Source organism: Humidesulfovibrio sp. (assembly GCF_031082295.1).
In the GTDB taxonomy this organism is placed as follows: domain Bacteria; phylum Desulfobacterota; class Desulfovibrionia; order Desulfovibrionales; family Desulfovibrionaceae; genus Humidesulfovibrio.
On record NZ_JAVHLD010000013.1, the window covers coordinates 57,455 to 71,866 of the forward strand.

General features: G+C 64.0%; 26 protein-coding genes and 1 pseudogene. All 27 read right to left on the reverse strand.

Features of this window, described 5'->3' with window-relative positions; translation table 11 throughout:
• Positions 1–3: 3 nt before the first annotated feature.
• The 27 genes and pseudogenes from RDU24_RS08830 to RDU24_RS08955 all read right to left on the reverse strand — a co-directional run bounded on the left by RDU24_RS08830 (position 4) and on the right by RDU24_RS08955 (position 14,337).
• Entirely contained in the window at positions 4–1,869 is a 1,866-nt protein-coding gene (locus RDU24_RS08830) for a portal protein (RefSeq protein ID WP_308735378.1), read from the reverse strand.
• A gap of 9 nt (positions 1,870–1,878) precedes the next feature.
• On the reverse strand, positions 1,879–2,196 hold the full coding sequence (locus RDU24_RS08835; RefSeq protein WP_308735379.1) for a hypothetical protein: 318 nt from the start codon (positions 2,194–2,196) through the stop codon (positions 1,879–1,881).
• 9 nt (positions 2,197–2,205) lie between these two features.
• The gene (locus tag RDU24_RS08840) at positions 2,206–3,726 is read right to left on the reverse strand and encodes a phage terminase large subunit family protein (protein ID WP_308735380.1); all 1,521 of its coding nucleotides are present in this window, start codon (positions 3,724–3,726) and stop codon (positions 2,206–2,208) included.
• Positions 3,707–4,318: a hypothetical protein gene (locus RDU24_RS08845; RefSeq protein ID WP_308735381.1), complete on the reverse strand. Its 612-nt coding sequence runs from the start codon at positions 4,316–4,318 to the stop codon at positions 3,707–3,709. Before RDU24_RS08845 ends, RDU24_RS08840 begins: the two co-directional genes overlap by 20 nt.
• Positions 4,319–4,323: 5 nt before the next feature.
• Positions 4,324–4,608, reverse strand: coding sequence for a hypothetical protein (locus tag RDU24_RS08850; protein WP_308735382.1), 285 nt, complete (start codon positions 4,606–4,608; stop codon positions 4,324–4,326).
• On the reverse strand, positions 4,605–5,177 hold the full coding sequence (locus RDU24_RS08855) for a hypothetical protein (RefSeq protein WP_308735383.1): 573 nt from the start codon (positions 5,175–5,177) through the stop codon (positions 4,605–4,607). The genes RDU24_RS08850 and RDU24_RS08855 overlap by 4 nt, the downstream gene beginning before the upstream one ends.
• Positions 5,167–5,379 (reverse strand): hypothetical protein, encoded by a 213-nt coding sequence (locus RDU24_RS08860; RefSeq protein ID WP_308735384.1) that lies wholly within the window; start codon positions 5,377–5,379, stop codon positions 5,167–5,169. Before RDU24_RS08860 ends, RDU24_RS08855 begins: the two co-directional genes overlap by 11 nt.
• Positions 5,376–6,041 (reverse strand): transglycosylase SLT domain-containing protein, encoded by a 666-nt coding sequence (locus tag RDU24_RS08865; protein WP_308735385.1) that lies wholly within the window; start codon positions 6,039–6,041, stop codon positions 5,376–5,378. The genes RDU24_RS08860 and RDU24_RS08865 overlap by 4 nt, the downstream gene beginning before the upstream one ends.
• 1 nt (position 6,042) lies before the next feature.
• Positions 6,043–6,399 (reverse strand): putative holin, encoded by a 357-nt coding sequence (locus RDU24_RS08870; RefSeq protein ID WP_308735386.1) that lies wholly within the window; start codon positions 6,397–6,399, stop codon positions 6,043–6,045.
• Between the two features lie 121 nt (positions 6,400–6,520).
• Positions 6,521–6,742, reverse strand: a complete 222-nt coding sequence (locus tag RDU24_RS08875) for a hypothetical protein (protein WP_308735387.1) — start codon at positions 6,740–6,742, stop codon at positions 6,521–6,523.
• A gap of 58 nt (positions 6,743–6,800) precedes the next feature.
• Positions 6,801–7,160 carry a hypothetical protein gene (locus tag RDU24_RS08880; RefSeq protein WP_308735388.1) on the reverse strand — a complete coding sequence of 120 codons (360 nt, stop codon included), beginning with the start codon at positions 7,158–7,160 and terminating at the stop codon, positions 6,801–6,803.
• A gap of 15 nt (positions 7,161–7,175) precedes the next feature.
• A complete protein-coding gene (locus RDU24_RS08885) occupies positions 7,176–7,763 on the reverse strand; it encodes a hypothetical protein (protein WP_308735389.1) in 588 nt (195 codons plus the stop codon).
• Positions 7,764–7,779: 16 nt separating this feature from the next.
• On the reverse strand, positions 7,780–8,085 hold the full coding sequence (locus RDU24_RS08890; RefSeq protein ID WP_308735390.1) for a hypothetical protein: 306 nt from the start codon (positions 8,083–8,085) through the stop codon (positions 7,780–7,782).
• A gap of 186 nt (positions 8,086–8,271) precedes the next feature.
• Positions 8,272–8,685: a hypothetical protein gene (locus tag RDU24_RS08895; RefSeq protein ID WP_308735391.1), complete on the reverse strand. Its 414-nt coding sequence runs from the start codon at positions 8,683–8,685 to the stop codon at positions 8,272–8,274.
• Positions 8,682–8,897 (reverse strand): hypothetical protein, encoded by a 216-nt coding sequence (locus tag RDU24_RS08900; protein ID WP_308735392.1) that lies wholly within the window; start codon positions 8,895–8,897, stop codon positions 8,682–8,684. Before RDU24_RS08900 ends, RDU24_RS08895 begins: the two co-directional genes overlap by 4 nt.
• Positions 8,897–9,244 (reverse strand): helix-turn-helix domain-containing protein, encoded by a 348-nt coding sequence (locus tag RDU24_RS08905; protein ID WP_308735393.1) that lies wholly within the window; start codon positions 9,242–9,244, stop codon positions 8,897–8,899. The genes RDU24_RS08900 and RDU24_RS08905 overlap by 1 nt, the downstream gene beginning before the upstream one ends.
• Positions 9,244–9,489: a hypothetical protein gene (locus RDU24_RS08910; protein ID WP_308735394.1), complete on the reverse strand. Its 246-nt coding sequence runs from the start codon at positions 9,487–9,489 to the stop codon at positions 9,244–9,246. Before RDU24_RS08910 ends, RDU24_RS08905 begins: the two co-directional genes overlap by 1 nt.
• The gene (locus tag RDU24_RS08915) at positions 9,471–9,659 is read right to left on the reverse strand and encodes a hypothetical protein (protein WP_308735395.1); all 189 of its coding nucleotides are present in this window, start codon (positions 9,657–9,659) and stop codon (positions 9,471–9,473) included. Before RDU24_RS08915 ends, RDU24_RS08910 begins: the two co-directional genes overlap by 19 nt.
• A 3-nt stretch (positions 9,660–9,662) precedes the next feature.
• Positions 9,663–9,920 (reverse strand): hypothetical protein, encoded by a 258-nt coding sequence (locus RDU24_RS08920; RefSeq protein WP_308735396.1) that lies wholly within the window; start codon positions 9,918–9,920, stop codon positions 9,663–9,665.
• A complete protein-coding gene (locus RDU24_RS08925) occupies positions 9,913–10,347 on the reverse strand; it encodes a hypothetical protein (RefSeq protein WP_308735397.1) in 435 nt (144 codons plus the stop codon). Before RDU24_RS08925 ends, RDU24_RS08920 begins: the two co-directional genes overlap by 8 nt.
• Complete coding sequence (locus RDU24_RS08930; RefSeq protein ID WP_308735398.1) at positions 10,344–10,511, reverse strand: hypothetical protein; 168 nt, start codon at positions 10,509–10,511, stop codon at positions 10,344–10,346. The genes RDU24_RS08925 and RDU24_RS08930 overlap by 4 nt, the downstream gene beginning before the upstream one ends.
• 627 nt (positions 10,512–11,138) lie before the next feature.
• Positions 11,139–11,759, reverse strand: a pseudogene (locus tag RDU24_RS15975) (DNA cytosine methyltransferase); the annotation flags it as partial.
• Positions 11,642–11,989 (reverse strand): DUF1937 family protein, encoded by a 348-nt coding sequence (locus RDU24_RS08935; RefSeq protein ID WP_308735399.1) that lies wholly within the window; start codon positions 11,987–11,989, stop codon positions 11,642–11,644. The gene RDU24_RS08935 and the pseudogene RDU24_RS15975, both read right to left, overlap by 118 nt.
• Positions 11,986–12,414, reverse strand: coding sequence for a VRR-NUC domain-containing protein (locus RDU24_RS08940; protein WP_308735400.1), 429 nt, complete (start codon positions 12,412–12,414; stop codon positions 11,986–11,988). The genes RDU24_RS08935 and RDU24_RS08940 overlap by 4 nt, the downstream gene beginning before the upstream one ends.
• Positions 12,411–12,899: a hypothetical protein gene (locus RDU24_RS08945; protein ID WP_308735401.1), complete on the reverse strand. Its 489-nt coding sequence runs from the start codon at positions 12,897–12,899 to the stop codon at positions 12,411–12,413. Before RDU24_RS08945 ends, RDU24_RS08940 begins: the two co-directional genes overlap by 4 nt.
• Positions 12,896–13,486, reverse strand: a complete 591-nt coding sequence (locus tag RDU24_RS08950) for a hypothetical protein (protein WP_308735402.1) — start codon at positions 13,484–13,486, stop codon at positions 12,896–12,898. Before RDU24_RS08950 ends, RDU24_RS08945 begins: the two co-directional genes overlap by 4 nt.
• A complete protein-coding gene (locus tag RDU24_RS08955; protein WP_308735403.1) occupies positions 13,483–14,337 on the reverse strand; it encodes a hypothetical protein in 855 nt (284 codons plus the stop codon). Before RDU24_RS08955 ends, RDU24_RS08950 begins: the two co-directional genes overlap by 4 nt.
• Positions 14,338–14,412 lie beyond the last annotated feature (75 nt).

Consider the following 14,412-nt stretch of genomic DNA (forward strand, 5'->3'; position numbering starts at 1 on the left):
GGCCTACCCCGGCAAGCCGAACGGGCGCGGCCCGGCAGGAGGTCCAAGGGGCTCGGTCTGCACCGGGTTGCCCGCGCCCATGATGGAATCCAGGGCGTTGTTCCCGGCGCCGACCGGCGTCTGCGAAAGGGTCTGCGCGGCCTGGGGCATGACCTTGGCCATTTCCAGCTGGTGCTGGGCCTGGGCCTGGGCCTGCAGTTCGGCCTGGCGCTTGGCGCGGATGGCCTGGACCTGCTCCTCCGGACGCACGATGGCGGGCGGGCTGCCGGTGAGCTCGTGGAACTCGTCGACGGCCTTGTCCAGGTCCAGCTTGTCCATGAGGTCGGGCTGGAACTTTGCCAGCTCCAGGCCGAAGGTGACGGTTTTCTGGATGCTGCGCGTACCCACTTCCTTCTGCGCCGCGGCCAGCTGGGAAATGTACTCGATGCGCAGTTCCATGCCCTTCAGTTCTTCCGGGGCAGGCGGCAGCATGCCGGCGCGGTTCAGCACCGCGAACACGCGCGAGACAACCGGGTCCAGCAGGTCGTTTTCCAGGCGCTCGATGGTCGGACCGAGAAGCAGCATCTTTTCTTCCTGCCGGGCCAGGATCTCGGTGGCCGTGGCGTCCGGGTTGGTCATCAGGAAGATGAACAGATCGTTGTAGAACCCTTCCTTGATGGCTTCGCGCGAGTCGGCTATGAAGCGGTCCATGTTGGCCAGGTCCGGGTTGATCTGGTACAGCGGCTTTATCTGCTCATCGCCGTAGGTCTGGCCGCCCGGCAGATGCACAATGCGGTCACGGTACTCGGGCGGCACCAGCATGGGCGGGTTGTTGACCTTGTGCACGCTGGTCATGAAGTCGCCGCGCGCCGAATAAAGCGTCTTGATTTCCGGCAAGGTGTACCAGCCGGGCCCCACGCCGTAGACGTTGGAACCGACCACATCCCAGCGCGCAGCCATGAACGGCTGCTCCACGTAGCCGCCTTCGCCCAGGATGCCGTATTCACGCTCGCCGCGGCCGTCCACCTCAAGCCAGACGGACTTGAACGGCATGTTCAGGTTGTCTTTCTTGGCGCGGTCGTAGTCCTTGCGCGGGCAGATGACGTGCAGCACGCGGTGATAGTCGCCGGGCTTGTCGCGCAGCGAGTTCTGCACCGCCACGGACAGGCGATCCTTCTTGAACTTCTGGCCCATTTGGCGGGCAGTCATGTTCACCACGCGGAACAAGGTATCCGTCTGGCCCGTGTGGTTGGCGTCCAAAAGATATTCACCGATGGTGAACGAGCGGAAGCTCATCAGGCGCTCAAAATCTTCCTCGCCGTAGAGCAAATTGGTGCCGAAGCCCGGACACTCGATGTAGACCGAGTGGATGGAGTCGTAGAAGTTGGAGCGCCGCAGCGCCTGGTACATGATCTTTTCACACTCAGCGAGGTAGAGGCGCACGGCCTGGCGTTTGGCAAGCTCAGGATAAGGGGTGCCGAGGCGGAACCAGGCCCGCGCCGGCGAGGTAAGCCCGGCCTGCAGCATGGCGGCCAGGTTGCCCAGGTACTTGCGGGTGCGGATGTCCAGCACCTTGCTGAAATCCACGTTGCCGGTGTTCGGGATATCTCCGTCAAACAGGCCGCGCTCGGGCATGGTGTTGGCGCGAATGTCCTTCCAGCGATTGAGCCAGCCCTTTTGAGTTTGGCCGCGCAGTTCTTCGTAGCGCTCCAGGTAGTCCTGGCGCGTCATGGCGTCGGTGTCGCGCAGCAGCTTGCCGCCTTCCACGTCCGCGTTCAGCGTGGGCGAAGCGTTCACGGCCTGCTGCTGGCCCTGCTGCTGGTCCGGAACGCGGATGCCCGCGCCCAGGTCCGGGCGGCGTGCCTCGCGCTTCTTGCTGTTCTTGCCCATGGCAGGCTCCTAGATCCCCAGCAGGTTGCCGGCGCCAGACTGCGTGCTGGCGTTGCCCAGCGCGCCCATGCCGCCGGTGAGGATGGACTCGGTGCCCGAGGCACCAGCGGCCTTGCGCGCCTGTTCCTTGCGCAGGATGTCGGCCTGCGTCTCGCTCACGTTGCGCGCGCTGCTGGTGGAAAATGGCGTGGTCGTCGGTGAGGACGGCGTGGCGGCCTGGGCCGGGGCTTTGGACGCTCCGCTTCCCAAGGCCTGGACGACAGAAGAGCCAGCGCTGGCAACTCCGGCTATGGCCGCAATTATTGGTAGTGCTTCTCCACCGCTCATTCTTTCCCCCTATCTCCAGCCAGGGCTGGCCTGAGTTATTCCCGTGTCCGGCCTGCCTAATAAAGGGCTCGCGGCCGCTGGAAACACTGCTTTAAAGTCAGGGTCAAGAAGCCTAGATTTGGTGTCAAGCATGTCATCGTGGGTCGAGACGGGAAACGCCAGCAACTCGTCCGTGACGAACTCCTCCGTGGCGTTATGCACGCGGCCCTCGGCGTCCACGAAGTTGTCCACCTGCGGCAGCCACCAGCGCCCGTTCTCGAAAAGCGGCACCAGCCGACGGATGCGGTCGTTCTTGGCCATGCTGCCGCCCAGGGGCGTGATGGCGAAACGGTAGTTCTCGTCCTCCATGACGGTCTTGATGTGCTCGATGTCCGAGTCCTTGCCGTATTTCTCGTAGCCCACCTTGAGCGGCCGGAACTGGCGGTGCATGTCGATGAGGGTTCGCGTGCGCTCGGTCAGGTTCATGCGGGCGCGCACGCACTTGATGGTGTAGACGTTGCGGTCTGCGGCCAGGCCCATGACCTCGATGACGGTGTAGTCCGAGCCTTTCTTTTTCTCGCCCGCGGGGTCGCAGATCATGTAGATGTTCATGCCGTGCAGGCTCTTGGGGATGTAGTAGCGTATCCATTCCGGTTTGAAGCCCATAGCTGCGTCCGCCGTTGGGTTTAAGAGGTACTGGCAGCCGAAGATGTACGGGCCCTGGTCCCGCCGCTTCTCGGCCACCTGTTCGCGTGTCCAGAAAACAGGTTCCCCATTCTCCTTGCCGTCACGGGTCACGGGCACGATGCGCGGCTTGGCCACCTTGTCCTTGATGACCACGCCCAGCGCGTCCAGCAGGTGGTAGCGCGTGCCCCACATGCGGCGGATGCAGCCCACGCGGCCCAGGCTGTAGGACAGCCGCAGCATGTCCGAGGTCTTTTTCATCATTTCCGGGCTGCCAACGTGGCGCTCGGTCACCACGTCGTCGTAGTTCAGGATGCGGAAGTGCTTGCCCGTGGGCATGGAGTCCACCAGGCCCCAGGCCTCCACAGTCGCCTCGCGCGGGTTGGTGTTGCGCTTGACGATCAGCCCCTCGTCCTCGCTCCACTTGGGGCTCTCGCGCTTGGGGTTGTCCCAAAGGATCTCGGGGAACAGCCGCTTGAGCAGGCGGTTGTTCTCCATTTCGTTCTTCAGCACGCGCAGCAGGTCCTTGGCCAAGGGCCGCGTGACCGAGAAGATGCCGATGGTGATTTCCTTGTCGCGCAGGATGTCCTGCAGGAGCAGCAGGAAGGAGCCGATGGTGGACTTGTAGTGCTCGCGCGCCCACAGGTCGAGAAAGCCGTCCGGCTCGGCCTGCACCACCTGGCAGCGCTCCAGCAGGAACTCGCGGTCCAGGTCCTTGCGGCCGCACCCATGCACGCCGAGGTAGAACAGGTCGTTGCGCAGCAGGAAGCGCTGCGTCTCGTCCAGCGCGCGCAGACTGTGCCGGCGCGCCTCCTTCAGCGTGTCGTAGTAGTAGCGGTGCGCTTCCTCAACGCTCGTAAATAGCAAGGCGCTCCCGGACAGATTCGGGCAGGTCGCCATCCTGTTGCGCCTGCGGCCTCGCCCCGTCCACGTTGAAGGCCTGGCGTTCAAGAGGGATGGTCTTTGAAAGGGCAGCGGCCAGGGCCGCAGTCATCTTGGAGGACTTGTCGAGATCGAGCGTGTGCTGCTTGCGCTCCTCCAGCGCGGCCTTCTCCGGCGTGTCCTGCTCCACCTCGGTCAGGTGCTTGTCCAGGCGGTTCATCAAGCGCTCGGTCAAGGCGTTCAACCTGGCCAGCGCCACGCGGTGCCCGCGCACCACCTGCACCACCACCTCGGCCGCGGTCTGCACCGCCATGTCGTCCGCCTGCGCGCGCGAGGTGTTGTCGGCAACTTCCCCGACAACAGCGGGCGGGTCTGCCGACAACTTGATGCGCGCCAACTGCGCGACCTTGTTTGATAAATCCTGTTTCCAGCCATGGCGCTTGGCCTTCTGCTGCACGGCCTGTTTGCTGATGCCGAACATGTTCCCGATCTCGGCATTTGACAGTTGACCAAGGCAATACTGGCGCTCCACGGCCTCCCAATCGGTGGCCTTGCGTTTTAATTTGCTCTCGCTCATGTTGTTCATCCAGGATGATGGTTGGCGCAGTTGGTTTCGACGATGGTTTGGCGTTTATCAAGGTTATTCAAATCCTTGCGTAGTTTGTCGAACTCCTCCCACGGCACGCAGTCCTTGTCCGTCTGGCGCTGGCGGGCGTCGATGGCGGCGATAAGCGCCTTGACCTCGGCAAAGCCGGCCTTGATGTCGTCGCTGATGCTCACCCGGTCCGAGCGCAGCAGATAGGCTATGATACCGAGAAGAATTAATATTACCGCGCCGGAAACTCCGAGTGCCCATTCCGCGCTCATTTCGCCCACTCCTTGAGCAGCGTTTGCAGCTTGTCGCGCTGGGACACCACCCCCTCGCACCAGGCCACGTAGTCGATGTGGTCCGCCATGGCGTCGGCTATGGTTGCATTGCCCTGCCCGGCACCAGCAGGGGCGGCGGCGGCGGCTTGTCCAGCAGCTCGGCCGGGACCACCGGCTTGGGGCACACCGGGGGCGGACAGGCGCCGGGCCTGGTTCCACAGCTGCACAGCGTCAGCAGGCAGCACGCAATCAGCAGGTATCTCGCGCGTGACATAGACGATCCTCCCCCGCAGTCTGGAGCGCTGCGTTTCGATGGTGCGCTTGGTGTCGATGAGCTCCACGGCCAAGCCGTTGGAAAAAACGATGGCGGCCTGCTGCTTGAGCACGGCCTCGCGCGTGGCCTCGGCCAGGTTGGCGCTGTACTCGGCCCGCAGCTTGTTCTCGGCGCTGGCGCTTCCGCGCGTCCAGCCCCACCAGCCGCCCACGAGCAGCGCCACCAGCACGGCGGCCACCGCTCCCAGCAGCATGGCGCCGCCGCGGTTGCTCATGCCCAAAGGATTAGTCAGCATGGTTCACCCCCATGGTGTACAGGTCGTTCCAGGCGTGGATGAGCTCCGGCACCTGGGCAAAGGGCAGGGCCTCGACCTTGATGCCGCAGGAGCATTCCAGGCTGGCGCCGTCCGGGCCGGACACGAGCAACGGCAGTTCCCCGCAATGGCAGCGCACGGTGTGCAGGGGCTTGTTTGTCTCTCCGGCGATGAACACGCTCATGGCGCCACCCCCCTGCCCCACCCCGCGGCCTCGTACACGGGCATGAGCCTGCGCATGATGCGCTGGGGATAGCCCCGGTTCTCCCGCCAGGCGGCCACGGAACGCCCGGCGTTCACCTTGTCCACGTGGCCCCACCAGCGCGCGCGGTCATAGCCTTGCTGCTCGGCCAGGGCCTGGTCGCGGTAGACCCAGCCCAGGCCGCCGTTGTAGGCGGAGAGCGTCATGGCCCACAGGTCGAAGTCGCTGGCGGCCTTGATGCGGCGCTTGTTCTGGAGGTCGTAAGCGCAGAGCGCGCGGGCGGCCCAAACGGGGTTGGTCGGCAAAGCCGGGCCCAGGTCCGTGCGCTGGCGACCCATGTCGCGCGCCGTGGCCGGCATGAACTGCGCCAGCCCGCGCGCACCTACCGGAGACACGGCCTCGGGGTTGCAGCCGCTTTCCTGGGTCATCTGCGCCATGAACAGGGCAACGGGCGCGTCCGGCCCGGCCTCGGCCAGGGCGGCCTTGCGCATCAGATCCTTGTAACGGTAGCAGGCGGCCGGGATGTCGCCCCAGCCGTGCGCAGTGGACATGGACAGCACGGACGCGAATATGCCTGCCAAAAGCAGCACGAGCACGGCCCGCAGCGCCCAGCGAATGACGATGACGCCCGGCTGCGTGGCCATGCTAGTTCCCCAAGGCCACGGCGAGCACGCAGGCCACGATGGTCAGGACCTTGAGCGCGGCGCAGACCAGGAACTCCAGTTCCTTGCCGGGCGCCACCTTGAAGTCCGATTCACCGGGCTTGAAGATCATGCACAGGTGCCACGGCTCGGCCAGGCGCGCGCTGGGCTTCAGATAGGGCACCAGGGTGTCGAACAGCAGCGCGCCGATGACCCCGCCAGCGCACGGAGCCAACACCTTGCCGAACAGTTGCGACAGGTTGTTAGGGTTGGTGAGCACCAGCAGCGCGGAAAAGATGCAGACTGAGACGATCCACCAGATGAGGCGAGGCGGCTTGTTTACGTCGGTGTCTTTGAACATGTTGCCCCCTTGTTTTCATCATCAGGGGCATGGCAAAATTTGGTGTCAATGACGAAAAAGCCCCTAGTCCGAAAACCAGGGGCTTGACGGTCCGCAGCAGAGTCTGGCGGGAGATGTTAAGTCATTTTGAGAAAGGCTTATCCGGTACGCCAGGATCGGCAAGGCAACCCGCGCAGCGCACCGTCATCGTCCAGCCTTCCACTTTTTCCTCGTTGGGCAGGGCTTCGTCGTACAACTCACACGCTAAGCCGTGTCCGCAGTCATTATATCCCCGGCAATACGCGTCGCAGTATCGCCCTTCATAAATGCGCGGTATAAGCACGTAATCCGTTGTTTTTTCCATAAGGCACTCCTAGTCAAAACACATGCCAGCGTCAAATGGTCCGCAGCAGTAAGGCAGGCTAGGCCGTGGCCTTGCTTTCCACCCCGCGCGCGATGCGGTCCAGCGTGCGCTTGTGCAGGTACTTGAGCGCGTGGTTGACCCCGGCCAGCGCGTCCTCGTTCTCCTGGCACGGGAACTTTCCGGCCTGGAATCCTTCCAAACGGTCCTTGACGATGGCCAGCAGTGCCTCGTTGGTGATGCCGGGCAATTCTAGGCTCACGAAGTTGATGGGCACCAGCACGTCTTTGCCGTCAGGCCCGGCATAGCATATCTCGTAGTCCTGCTCGGCCCCGGCAATGGTCGGGTGTCCGAGAGCGGTCAGCACGGGCTGGCGGTCCTGCTCGTGAGCCTTGTGCGTGGTTATTTCGCGTGTCGCCATGGTCGTGTCCTCCTGCTATTGCTGCAGCGCCGCGCCATCGGCGGACGCCTGCAGCGGGTTGTACTGGCCCTCCACAATGAGCTTCTTCTCCGTGATGAGCGCGGCGCCGCCGGTCATCAGGCCGGGCTGGCCAGGCTTGGGCACCTCCATCAGCTTGACCGTGATGGTCGTCGGCGTGGCCAGGTCCTCGTGAGCGTCCAGGTAGGCGGCCACCTTCACCGCGTACAGGGCGCGCACCTCCACCGCGGGCACGCAGTTGCGGGTCATGGCGTAGGAGGCGGCCAGGGCGTTGCACCACACGTGCAGGGCGCGCGTCAGCATCGAGACGCCCCGGTCCGTCCAGCGCCGCCACAGCCTTCGGTGGATGAAGGCATGCACCTGCACGCTGATGTTGGCCTGGTGCTGGGCCTCCGCCTCCTTGAAACGCCGTTCCGGCCAGGACAGAACGCCCTCGCTCCCCTGCGGGTTCACAGGCCCGCGGCCCATGACGTACACGGCCAGGCGCCGCGAGCACGGAACCATGGGCCCGGGCGTAAAGTCCACGTCCTCGGCCAGGATGCCCTTCACCACATGGCCCACGTTGACGGTGTTCAGATTCTTCACCTTGTCCTCCCTGGCTCTACGCCGGAAACATTTTGATCTTGTGGGTCAGGCCGTCGTACACGCAGCGCTTGCGCGAGCGCTCCCTGGTGGCCGGGTTCTCCAGCACCAGGTGCCCCTCGCTGGACAGGGCCGGCCACTGGATGCCGACCACAAGCAGCGTCACCCCGCTTGCAATGTCCACGAACCTGCGGCCCATGACGGCCCGCGATACGATGGTGCCGATGTCGCCGGCGGCGTCAAAGGCCGACTCCTCGCGCTCGGCGCTCCAGGTTTCGTTGTTGAAACGCATGGTGGACAGCGGGCGTTTGAGTTTCTTAGGCATGGTGCCTCCTATGACCAAAAGAATATTATTTCGTGACGCCCAACACCAAAACGCAAACCCCAAGTGTGGACAACAACACCAAACCACCAATTCAAAACCCCGAATTTCCACGCACCACCAAAGCAAATGCTAAAGACGTGCTGCCCCCACTGCATATTTCCAAAGCGCATCATAGAAAGGCGGCCATTAAACATAAGGGCCCCCCATCATCATGCCGCCCGCGTTGGACAGCATGGCCTTTTCGTCCGGCGTCACCACGCTGGACTCGCCAAGATAGGACAGCGCCTTGTAGTAGGCCCGGCCGCACACCACCCAGGCCTCGGGCGGGATGTCCTCGGCCTTCAGCATCACGTTGCACACCTGCCGCAGCATGGCGTCCAGCTCTGCCTGGCGCTCAGGCGGGCAGGGTCTGTTTCCCGTGGCCCACTTGCTCACCACGGTATGGTCCAGGCCCAAGGCCATGGCGATGGTGGCGTTGCCCAGGCCGAACTCGCGCAGCAGTTGCATGGCCTGGTTGAGGTTGCGCTGCTCGTGCTGGGTTTCCACATGCCGGGCGATGTCGCGTGCGATGCGCCGCCGGTCGATGTCGTTCAGGATCATGGCCGGTCCTCCTTGCCAACGGGTTCTGCGCCCTGGTCCGCGACAGGCGCGACAAATGCAGCCTTTTCCATTTTCCGGCGCTGCTCATAGCGCTTGCCCCGCTCGTCGATGAAAGCCGCAAACAGGGCCAGGGCCACCACCATGAGCACGATCAAGCCCCAGGACAGGGCCAGCACAACGCGGTTTTCGTGATCCTTTTCACGCGAACGCATCACGCACCTCCTTGGAACAGTTTGGCCTGGCCAACGATGCGGCCGGGCAGCGCATGAAACACGCACTCGGCCACGTCCGCCTGCCCGGGCGAGGTGTCCGCGCTGGTGTCCAGGTAGTACCTGGCCCACTGCTTGGCGCCCTCGTCCGTCGTCTCGCTCATCATTTCGCACACGATGTTCAGGCGCTCTTTCTTACGCAGCCGCAGCACGATGGCCGCCAGACGCATGCAGCCGTACAGGCGCAGGGCCTCCAGCGGGGTCAGCGGCTTGCCGGAGAGCAGGTGCTCCCGCACGCGCGCGTGCTGCGAGGCCGTGGACTCGTAGTTCATCTGGTCTATGTCGGGCATCACACCACCCCCGGCAGCACGAACTGGAACCCCTGGCCCGTGCGGACCGCGGCCACCCGCGCGCCACGGAAGGCCCGCAGCGGCGGCAGCACGGTCACGCCAGGCTTGTAGCCTTGGCCCAGCTGGATGCCCTCGTAGTAGCCGCGCTCCTGGTCGAAGCGCTCCACCCGCACCCGGGCCATGCCTTCCATGCGGTGCCTGGACCGCAGCAGCACCACCTGCCCCCTCAAAAGTCTGGCTTCCATGGGCAATGCCTCCTTGTGAGCTCGCGCACCTCGCGCACGTTGAGCGAAATTCCTTGGTAGGCCTGCGCGGCCTTGGCCGCCTCGATCTGCTTGCGCTTGTCCTCGCACCCGCGGCAGAACATCGAGGCCTCGTCCTCCACACAAGTCTGCAGGCACAGCGGGCACAGCACGGCCTACTCCGCCGGCGCCTTGTTGATGCGGTTCCACTTGCGCACGGCCTGGGCCTCGGCCTCCGGCCCGTAGAACAACTTGGTTTCCCGGCAGGGGCATTCCACGCGCACGGCGTCCACGCGGTGGATGTTGCCCCACACGATGCGCCCCGGCGCCTGGCAGCGCGCGCAGGCCACGGGCAACGGGCACGAGTGTTTCATGCGCTGCCTGTGGTTGCGCCTGCAGCGCAGGGGGATGGGGTTGGTGGAGTGGTCAGGCATGGCTGGCAGCCTCTTTGACCAAAAGGACAAGACCACGACCTTTGCTCCGTCCTGCAACGCGCCACCCTGCCCGCTTGAAGCAATAGCCGGGATTGGCCGAGCGCACCTTGCTGGCGTCCACGTATGTGAACAGTCTGCCGGTGACAAAGCCTTCACACTCCAGAATAATTTCGGAGGAAAGCCGCGCGCCTTCGTTGCGAAAAATCGAACACTCCCACCCGGTTTGCCCGTCCAGGCGGTACTGGCAATGACGCCACACAAACAGCCATGTCCCGGCAGGATCGCGCAGAATGATGGCCCGACCCGGCCCAATAAACTCCCGGTGTCCGGGCGTCTTGCGGCTGTAGTGCCTGTCGGCCAGGGCGCGGGCTTCACGGTCATTGCGCCGGGTGCGCACACAGGAACCAAGGGGCAGCATTGGGCTCACAGCCCCTCCCCCGCCCCGGCCAGCAGCGGCAGCTCGCGCTCCATCATGTAGGCCCTCACGAACTCTGCCGCCTGTTCGACGTTGATGGCGTCTCCGTAGCCGTGCAGGCGCACAACGCGGTTTGCCTTTGCTCGGGCGAGAGACTTTGCATCCAGCCCTGCCATTTCAGCCAATCGCAGGAGTACGGGCTGCAGGCGTCGAAAGCTGCGGGGTAGGCCATAAGCCAGCGGGAATGTGCCGGGTTCAACTGGCCGCCAGAATCCATCCCGGCAGAACAGCCAGTCAGCAGATCGCCAGAGGCCGTTAACCTGGCCGGGGCGCCCTGTGTCAGCTTGGTGAAATCCCGCAGGTCGTTGGCATGAGGTCCCAAAACCCGCGCCAAAGCCTTCTCCGGGTCTTTGTATTCGCCGCCTGCAGCTTCCTTGCTTGTCGGAGTCGGCCATCCTGCCAGGTGAACAGCAACATCCGCCAGACCAATCTGAGGATCTGAGGGCTTCCGGTTCCCAATGATTGGCGGCCTTGGCTTGGCTTCGATGATGTGGGCCTGTGGCGTCGGCCATCCCGCGAACTGCGCGGCCAGCGAGAGGTGCGTCACCGCTGAGGCCCCCATCTGAATTCCCCGGTCCTTGCACGCTTGTTTCCTGGCCAGGTGTTGCTCCGGCGTCCCCCCCGGCTCGTGGGCCGCAGGCGTCGGCCAGCCGCTCAACGCAACCGCCCCCGGCAACCTGTCCGCTCCTTGTCCGGGACCTCCTTTCGGACCGTCTTGCTGACATGGGGTCGGCCACCCAATACAGGCGCTGGCGGATGTGCGGCGCACCGAAGCCCGCAGAGCAGGAATCAACCGTCCCGACGGCGTGGCCCGCTCTCTCCATGTCAGCCGATACAACGTCGAGCCAAGCGAGGCCGTCTTTTGATGCAACCTGTTCCCCAACCGCAGGGACAGCCTTCGGCTTTCCGTGCGCAAAGAGGTGGAAGTACGCAGGCCAGAGGTGCCGCTCGTCAGCAAACCCATCTCCTTTGCCTGCCGCGCTGAAAGGCTGGCAAGGCAGGGAAGCTGTCCAGATGTCCCACCAGTCGCGCCATCCGGCGAGGCGCAAAGCGAGGGACCAGCCGCCGATCCCGGCGAAGAAGTGGCATTGCGTGAATCCTGCCAGGTCAGCAGGGGTAACGTCCTCGATGCTTCGCTCGTCAACCTCTCCATGCGCAATTACTCCCTGTGCAATGCCCTCGCGCAGCCATGCGGCTTTGGCCTTGTTGTGCTCGTTGTAGTAGGCCCTGGTTTTGGCTTTCGCCTTCACAGCCCCACCTCCGCCCCGCTCAAGAACCGCACCGGCAGCCCCAGCGCCTGGGCCTCTGCCACCTCGCGCGCCACACCTTTGGACCGGGCCGCGGCGTCCGCCGGGTACACCCACACCGCGTCGCACAGGCGCAGCAGCGGCAGGTCCTGGCCCATCCAAAACTCGTGGTCCAGCAGCAGCTCGTCCGGCAGGTGCTCGGCAATGTGGTGGCTGTGGGATATGGGCGAGAACACGCTGTGCCCCTGGCGCATGATCCAGGCGGCCACGGCGTTGGCCAGGGTGTACCGCATGGCGCGGATGTGCGCGTCCGGATGGGTGTAGTGCGTGGCAAGGTAGACGATCATTTCAGCACCAAGAACTGCGGGGCGGGTTTGGGGTCCATGTACTCCGATATGGCTCGCATGGCCTCGCCCAAGCCCCGGCACACCACGGCCTGGTAGCCCTGCGCCAGCAGCTTCTCGCGCCACTCTTTCTGCTCGGGCTTTTCGCGGCCGCCTTCCTGGCGCTTCATTTCCACGAACAGGCCGTGGTACTCGCCGCGCGCCACAGGCAGCATCAGGTCCGGCACGCCTTTTTTCACGCCCTCGGCCTTGAGCTTGGCCGCCACCACCTCGTCGCGGTCGCCGCCGTTGGGGATGGCAAACAGCAGCTCCAGCTCGGGCCAGCGCGGCGTCATCCACCCCACCCACTGCATCAGGGCCACCTGCTCCTTGTGCTCGCTCGGGCACGGTGCACCGAGCTTGAACATGCGCTTGCGGGTCAGGCTCATTTCTTGGCCTCCGGCACGTAGACGCCCTTGATGCGGGCGGGCTTGAAGGGAATCGAGGGAAAACGAGAAGGCCACGACTCTGAGGGCAAGGGATCTGTACCGAGGTAGACGTGGTGCGAAGGTATCTGCATGTCGCCCAGGATGTAGACAGGCTGCTCCGTGTCCCACGGGTCGCCCACGAACATCTGCGGCTTCTGTTCCACGGCTTCCCGCTGCTTGTGCGAGCGGTAGTTGCGCCGCTGCATGTTCTTGCGGTGCTCCAGCCGGCACGCCTCGTCCGGACACACGCCCTGCTGGCTGTTGCGCGGCTCGAACTCACGCCCGCAGATGATGCACAGTTTAGTGCAGTTGCGCTTGCCACGCTCCCGCTTCTCGCGGATCATGCGGGCCTCGCGCGCGTTGGCGCAGGCGATGCTGCACGTCTTGCGGTTGTAGCCGCCGTCCGGCAGGGGCCTCAGGCACTCGGAACAGGTCTTACCGCTCATCCTTCCCCCCTTTCGTCCGGCGTTTCCCGCAGGGCCGCAGCGCAGCGCCGCGGGTCTGCCAGCAGCTCGTCGAAACGGACGTTAACGCGCCGCACCAGGTCCTGGTTGTTGGCCACGAACATGCGGAAGTAGAACTTGGCCACGTCCCACTGCGTGGGCGGAACGATGTAGCCGCGCTCGGCTATCTGCACCCGGCTGGCCGCGAACTGGCCCGAGGGCCGGCACAGCGGGCAGTCGAAGTAGAACTTGTCCACACCGCCCTGGTCGTTCTTCTTGAAGGCCACTATCTGCCCCTTCCAGGCGCCGGGGTCGCACTCGCTGCACTTGGTGGAAAAGCGTTCGCGCTCGTCGCTCGGCACCGCGGCCTCGGGGTCCAGACTGCGAAAGGCGCCCAGGATGGCGTTGCCCAGGTTGTTCGGGAACTCCTCCTGAGCGGAGAGGCGCGCGGCGATCTGTCCGCAGTGCCTGCCGTCGATGTGCCCCACGCGGTCCCACAACGCGCTCAGGTAGTCCTTGGTCAGCTTGGGCGCCTTGGTGAAGGAGTGGGCAATAGTGCCGACCATCTTGGAAAACTCCTCGCTGTTCATGGCCGCCCGTCCTTTTTGCGCTGCTCCGCGGCCCAGGCCGCAAGCTCGTCCTTCTTGCCGGGGCCCGCGGCCATCTTCAGCGTCAGCTGGTCGAACTTCTCCCGCAGCTTGGCCGTGGAGAGGATGTTGTTGGCCCAGCAGAAGTTGTTGTCTCCGCGCGGCTGGTTGTCGGACTGCGCCCAGGCGATGACCTGGCGCACGTGTTCCACCTCGCGCTTGTCGATGCGCAGCATGAGGTCCACGTGTCTGGCCCAGGCCTGCAGGTCGGGCTGCTTGAAGTCGGGAAGGTTCTTGCGGATGCAATTGAACAAATACGTGGCAAGTCGAAGGGGCTCGTCACCTTCGACAAAAGGTATTTTCTTCTTCTGTTCTTTCTCTGTATCTGTATCTACTTCTTTGCTCCGGAGTGGCTCCGGAGTTTTGCCCCGCTTGCGCGTCCATTCATCGCGGAATTTCAGGATGTTGGGCATGTCCACAAAAACAAGGTTGCCCGGTTGTTGACACGAAGTTGCATCGAAGTTGGTATTATGTTGGGGCGAAGTTGAATCGAAGTTGACAGCAAGTTCAGATGAAGTTGGCGAGGTGTTGGAGTTGATCTTGAGGGTGATGAGATTAAGCTCGGCCATGGTCCGCAGCATGTCGAAGGCGTGCCGCGCGTGGAACATGCCTAAAACCCGCTGCCAGTGCCGCAAGGGATAGCTGGCGCTGGTTATGCCCCGCTCGTCCACGTGCTCGGCTATGGTTTCCAGCACGGCCCAATAGGAACCGAACCCGGCCATGCCCTTGAGCGCGATGAGCTGCGCAATCTTCGGATCACGCAAGGAGCAGGTCATGTGCTTGAACCACCGCATGGGCCGCCACCCTTTGGGTCTAGATATTATCTAAAACAAATTGCGATATTCGGACTACTTATGACCGCGCTGCCA

Bases quoted from the DNA above. Each gene is read 5' to 3' on its own strand.
- RDU24_RS08830 (WP_308735378.1), bottom strand. From the start codon at position 1,869: ATGGGCAAGAACAGCAAGAAGCGCGAGGCACGCCGCCCGGACCTGGGC.
- RDU24_RS08835 (WP_308735379.1), bottom strand. From the start codon at position 2,196: ATGAGCGGTGGAGAAGCACTACCAATAATTGCGGCCATAGCCGGAGTT.
- RDU24_RS08845 (WP_308735381.1), bottom strand. From the start codon at position 4,318: ATGAGCGAGAGCAAATTAAAACGCAAGGCCACCGATTGGGAGGCCGTG.
- RDU24_RS08850 (WP_308735382.1), bottom strand. From the start codon at position 4,608: ATGAGCGCGGAATGGGCACTCGGAGTTTCCGGCGCGGTAATATTAATT.
- RDU24_RS08855 (WP_308735383.1), bottom strand. From the start codon at position 5,177: ATGCTGACTAATCCTTTGGGCATGAGCAACCGCGGCGGCGCCATGCTG.
- RDU24_RS08860 (WP_308735384.1), bottom strand. From the start codon at position 5,379: ATGAGCGTGTTCATCGCCGGAGAGACAAACAAGCCCCTGCACACCGTG.
- RDU24_RS08865 (WP_308735385.1), bottom strand. From the start codon at position 6,041: ATGGCCACGCAGCCGGGCGTCATCGTCATTCGCTGGGCGCTGCGGGCC.
- RDU24_RS08870 (WP_308735386.1), bottom strand. From the start codon at position 6,399: ATGTTCAAAGACACCGACGTAAACAAGCCGCCTCGCCTCATCTGGTGG.
- RDU24_RS08875 (WP_308735387.1), bottom strand. From the start codon at position 6,742: ATGGAAAAAACAACGGATTACGTGCTTATACCGCGCATTTATGAAGGG.
- RDU24_RS08880 (WP_308735388.1), bottom strand. From the start codon at position 7,160: ATGGCGACACGCGAAATAACCACGCACAAGGCTCACGAGCAGGACCGC.
- RDU24_RS08890 (WP_308735390.1), bottom strand. From the start codon at position 8,085: ATGCCTAAGAAACTCAAACGCCCGCTGTCCACCATGCGTTTCAACAAC.
- RDU24_RS08895 (WP_308735391.1), bottom strand. From the start codon at position 8,685: ATGATCCTGAACGACATCGACCGGCGGCGCATCGCACGCGACATCGCC.
- RDU24_RS08900 (WP_308735392.1), bottom strand. From the start codon at position 8,897: ATGCGTTCGCGTGAAAAGGATCACGAAAACCGCGTTGTGCTGGCCCTG.
- RDU24_RS08905 (WP_308735393.1), bottom strand. From the start codon at position 9,244: ATGCCCGACATAGACCAGATGAACTACGAGTCCACGGCCTCGCAGCAC.
- RDU24_RS08910 (WP_308735394.1), bottom strand. From the start codon at position 9,489: ATGGAAGCCAGACTTTTGAGGGGGCAGGTGGTGCTGCTGCGGTCCAGG.
- RDU24_RS08920 (WP_308735396.1), bottom strand. From the start codon at position 9,920: ATGCCTGACCACTCCACCAACCCCATCCCCCTGCGCTGCAGGCGCAAC.
- RDU24_RS08930 (WP_308735398.1), bottom strand. From the start codon at position 10,511: ATGGCAGGGCTGGATGCAAAGTCTCTCGCCCGAGCAAAGGCAAACCGC.
- RDU24_RS08935 (WP_308735399.1), bottom strand. From the start codon at position 11,989: ATGATCGTCTACCTTGCCACGCACTACACCCATCCGGACGCGCACATC.
- RDU24_RS08940 (WP_308735400.1), bottom strand. From the start codon at position 12,414: ATGAGCCTGACCCGCAAGCGCATGTTCAAGCTCGGTGCACCGTGCCCG.
- RDU24_RS08945 (WP_308735401.1), bottom strand. From the start codon at position 12,899: ATGAGCGGTAAGACCTGTTCCGAGTGCCTGAGGCCCCTGCCGGACGGC.
- RDU24_RS08950 (WP_308735402.1), bottom strand. From the start codon at position 13,486: ATGAACAGCGAGGAGTTTTCCAAGATGGTCGGCACTATTGCCCACTCC.
- RDU24_RS08955 (WP_308735403.1), bottom strand. From the start codon at position 14,337: ATGCGGTGGTTCAAGCACATGACCTGCTCCTTGCGTGATCCGAAGATT.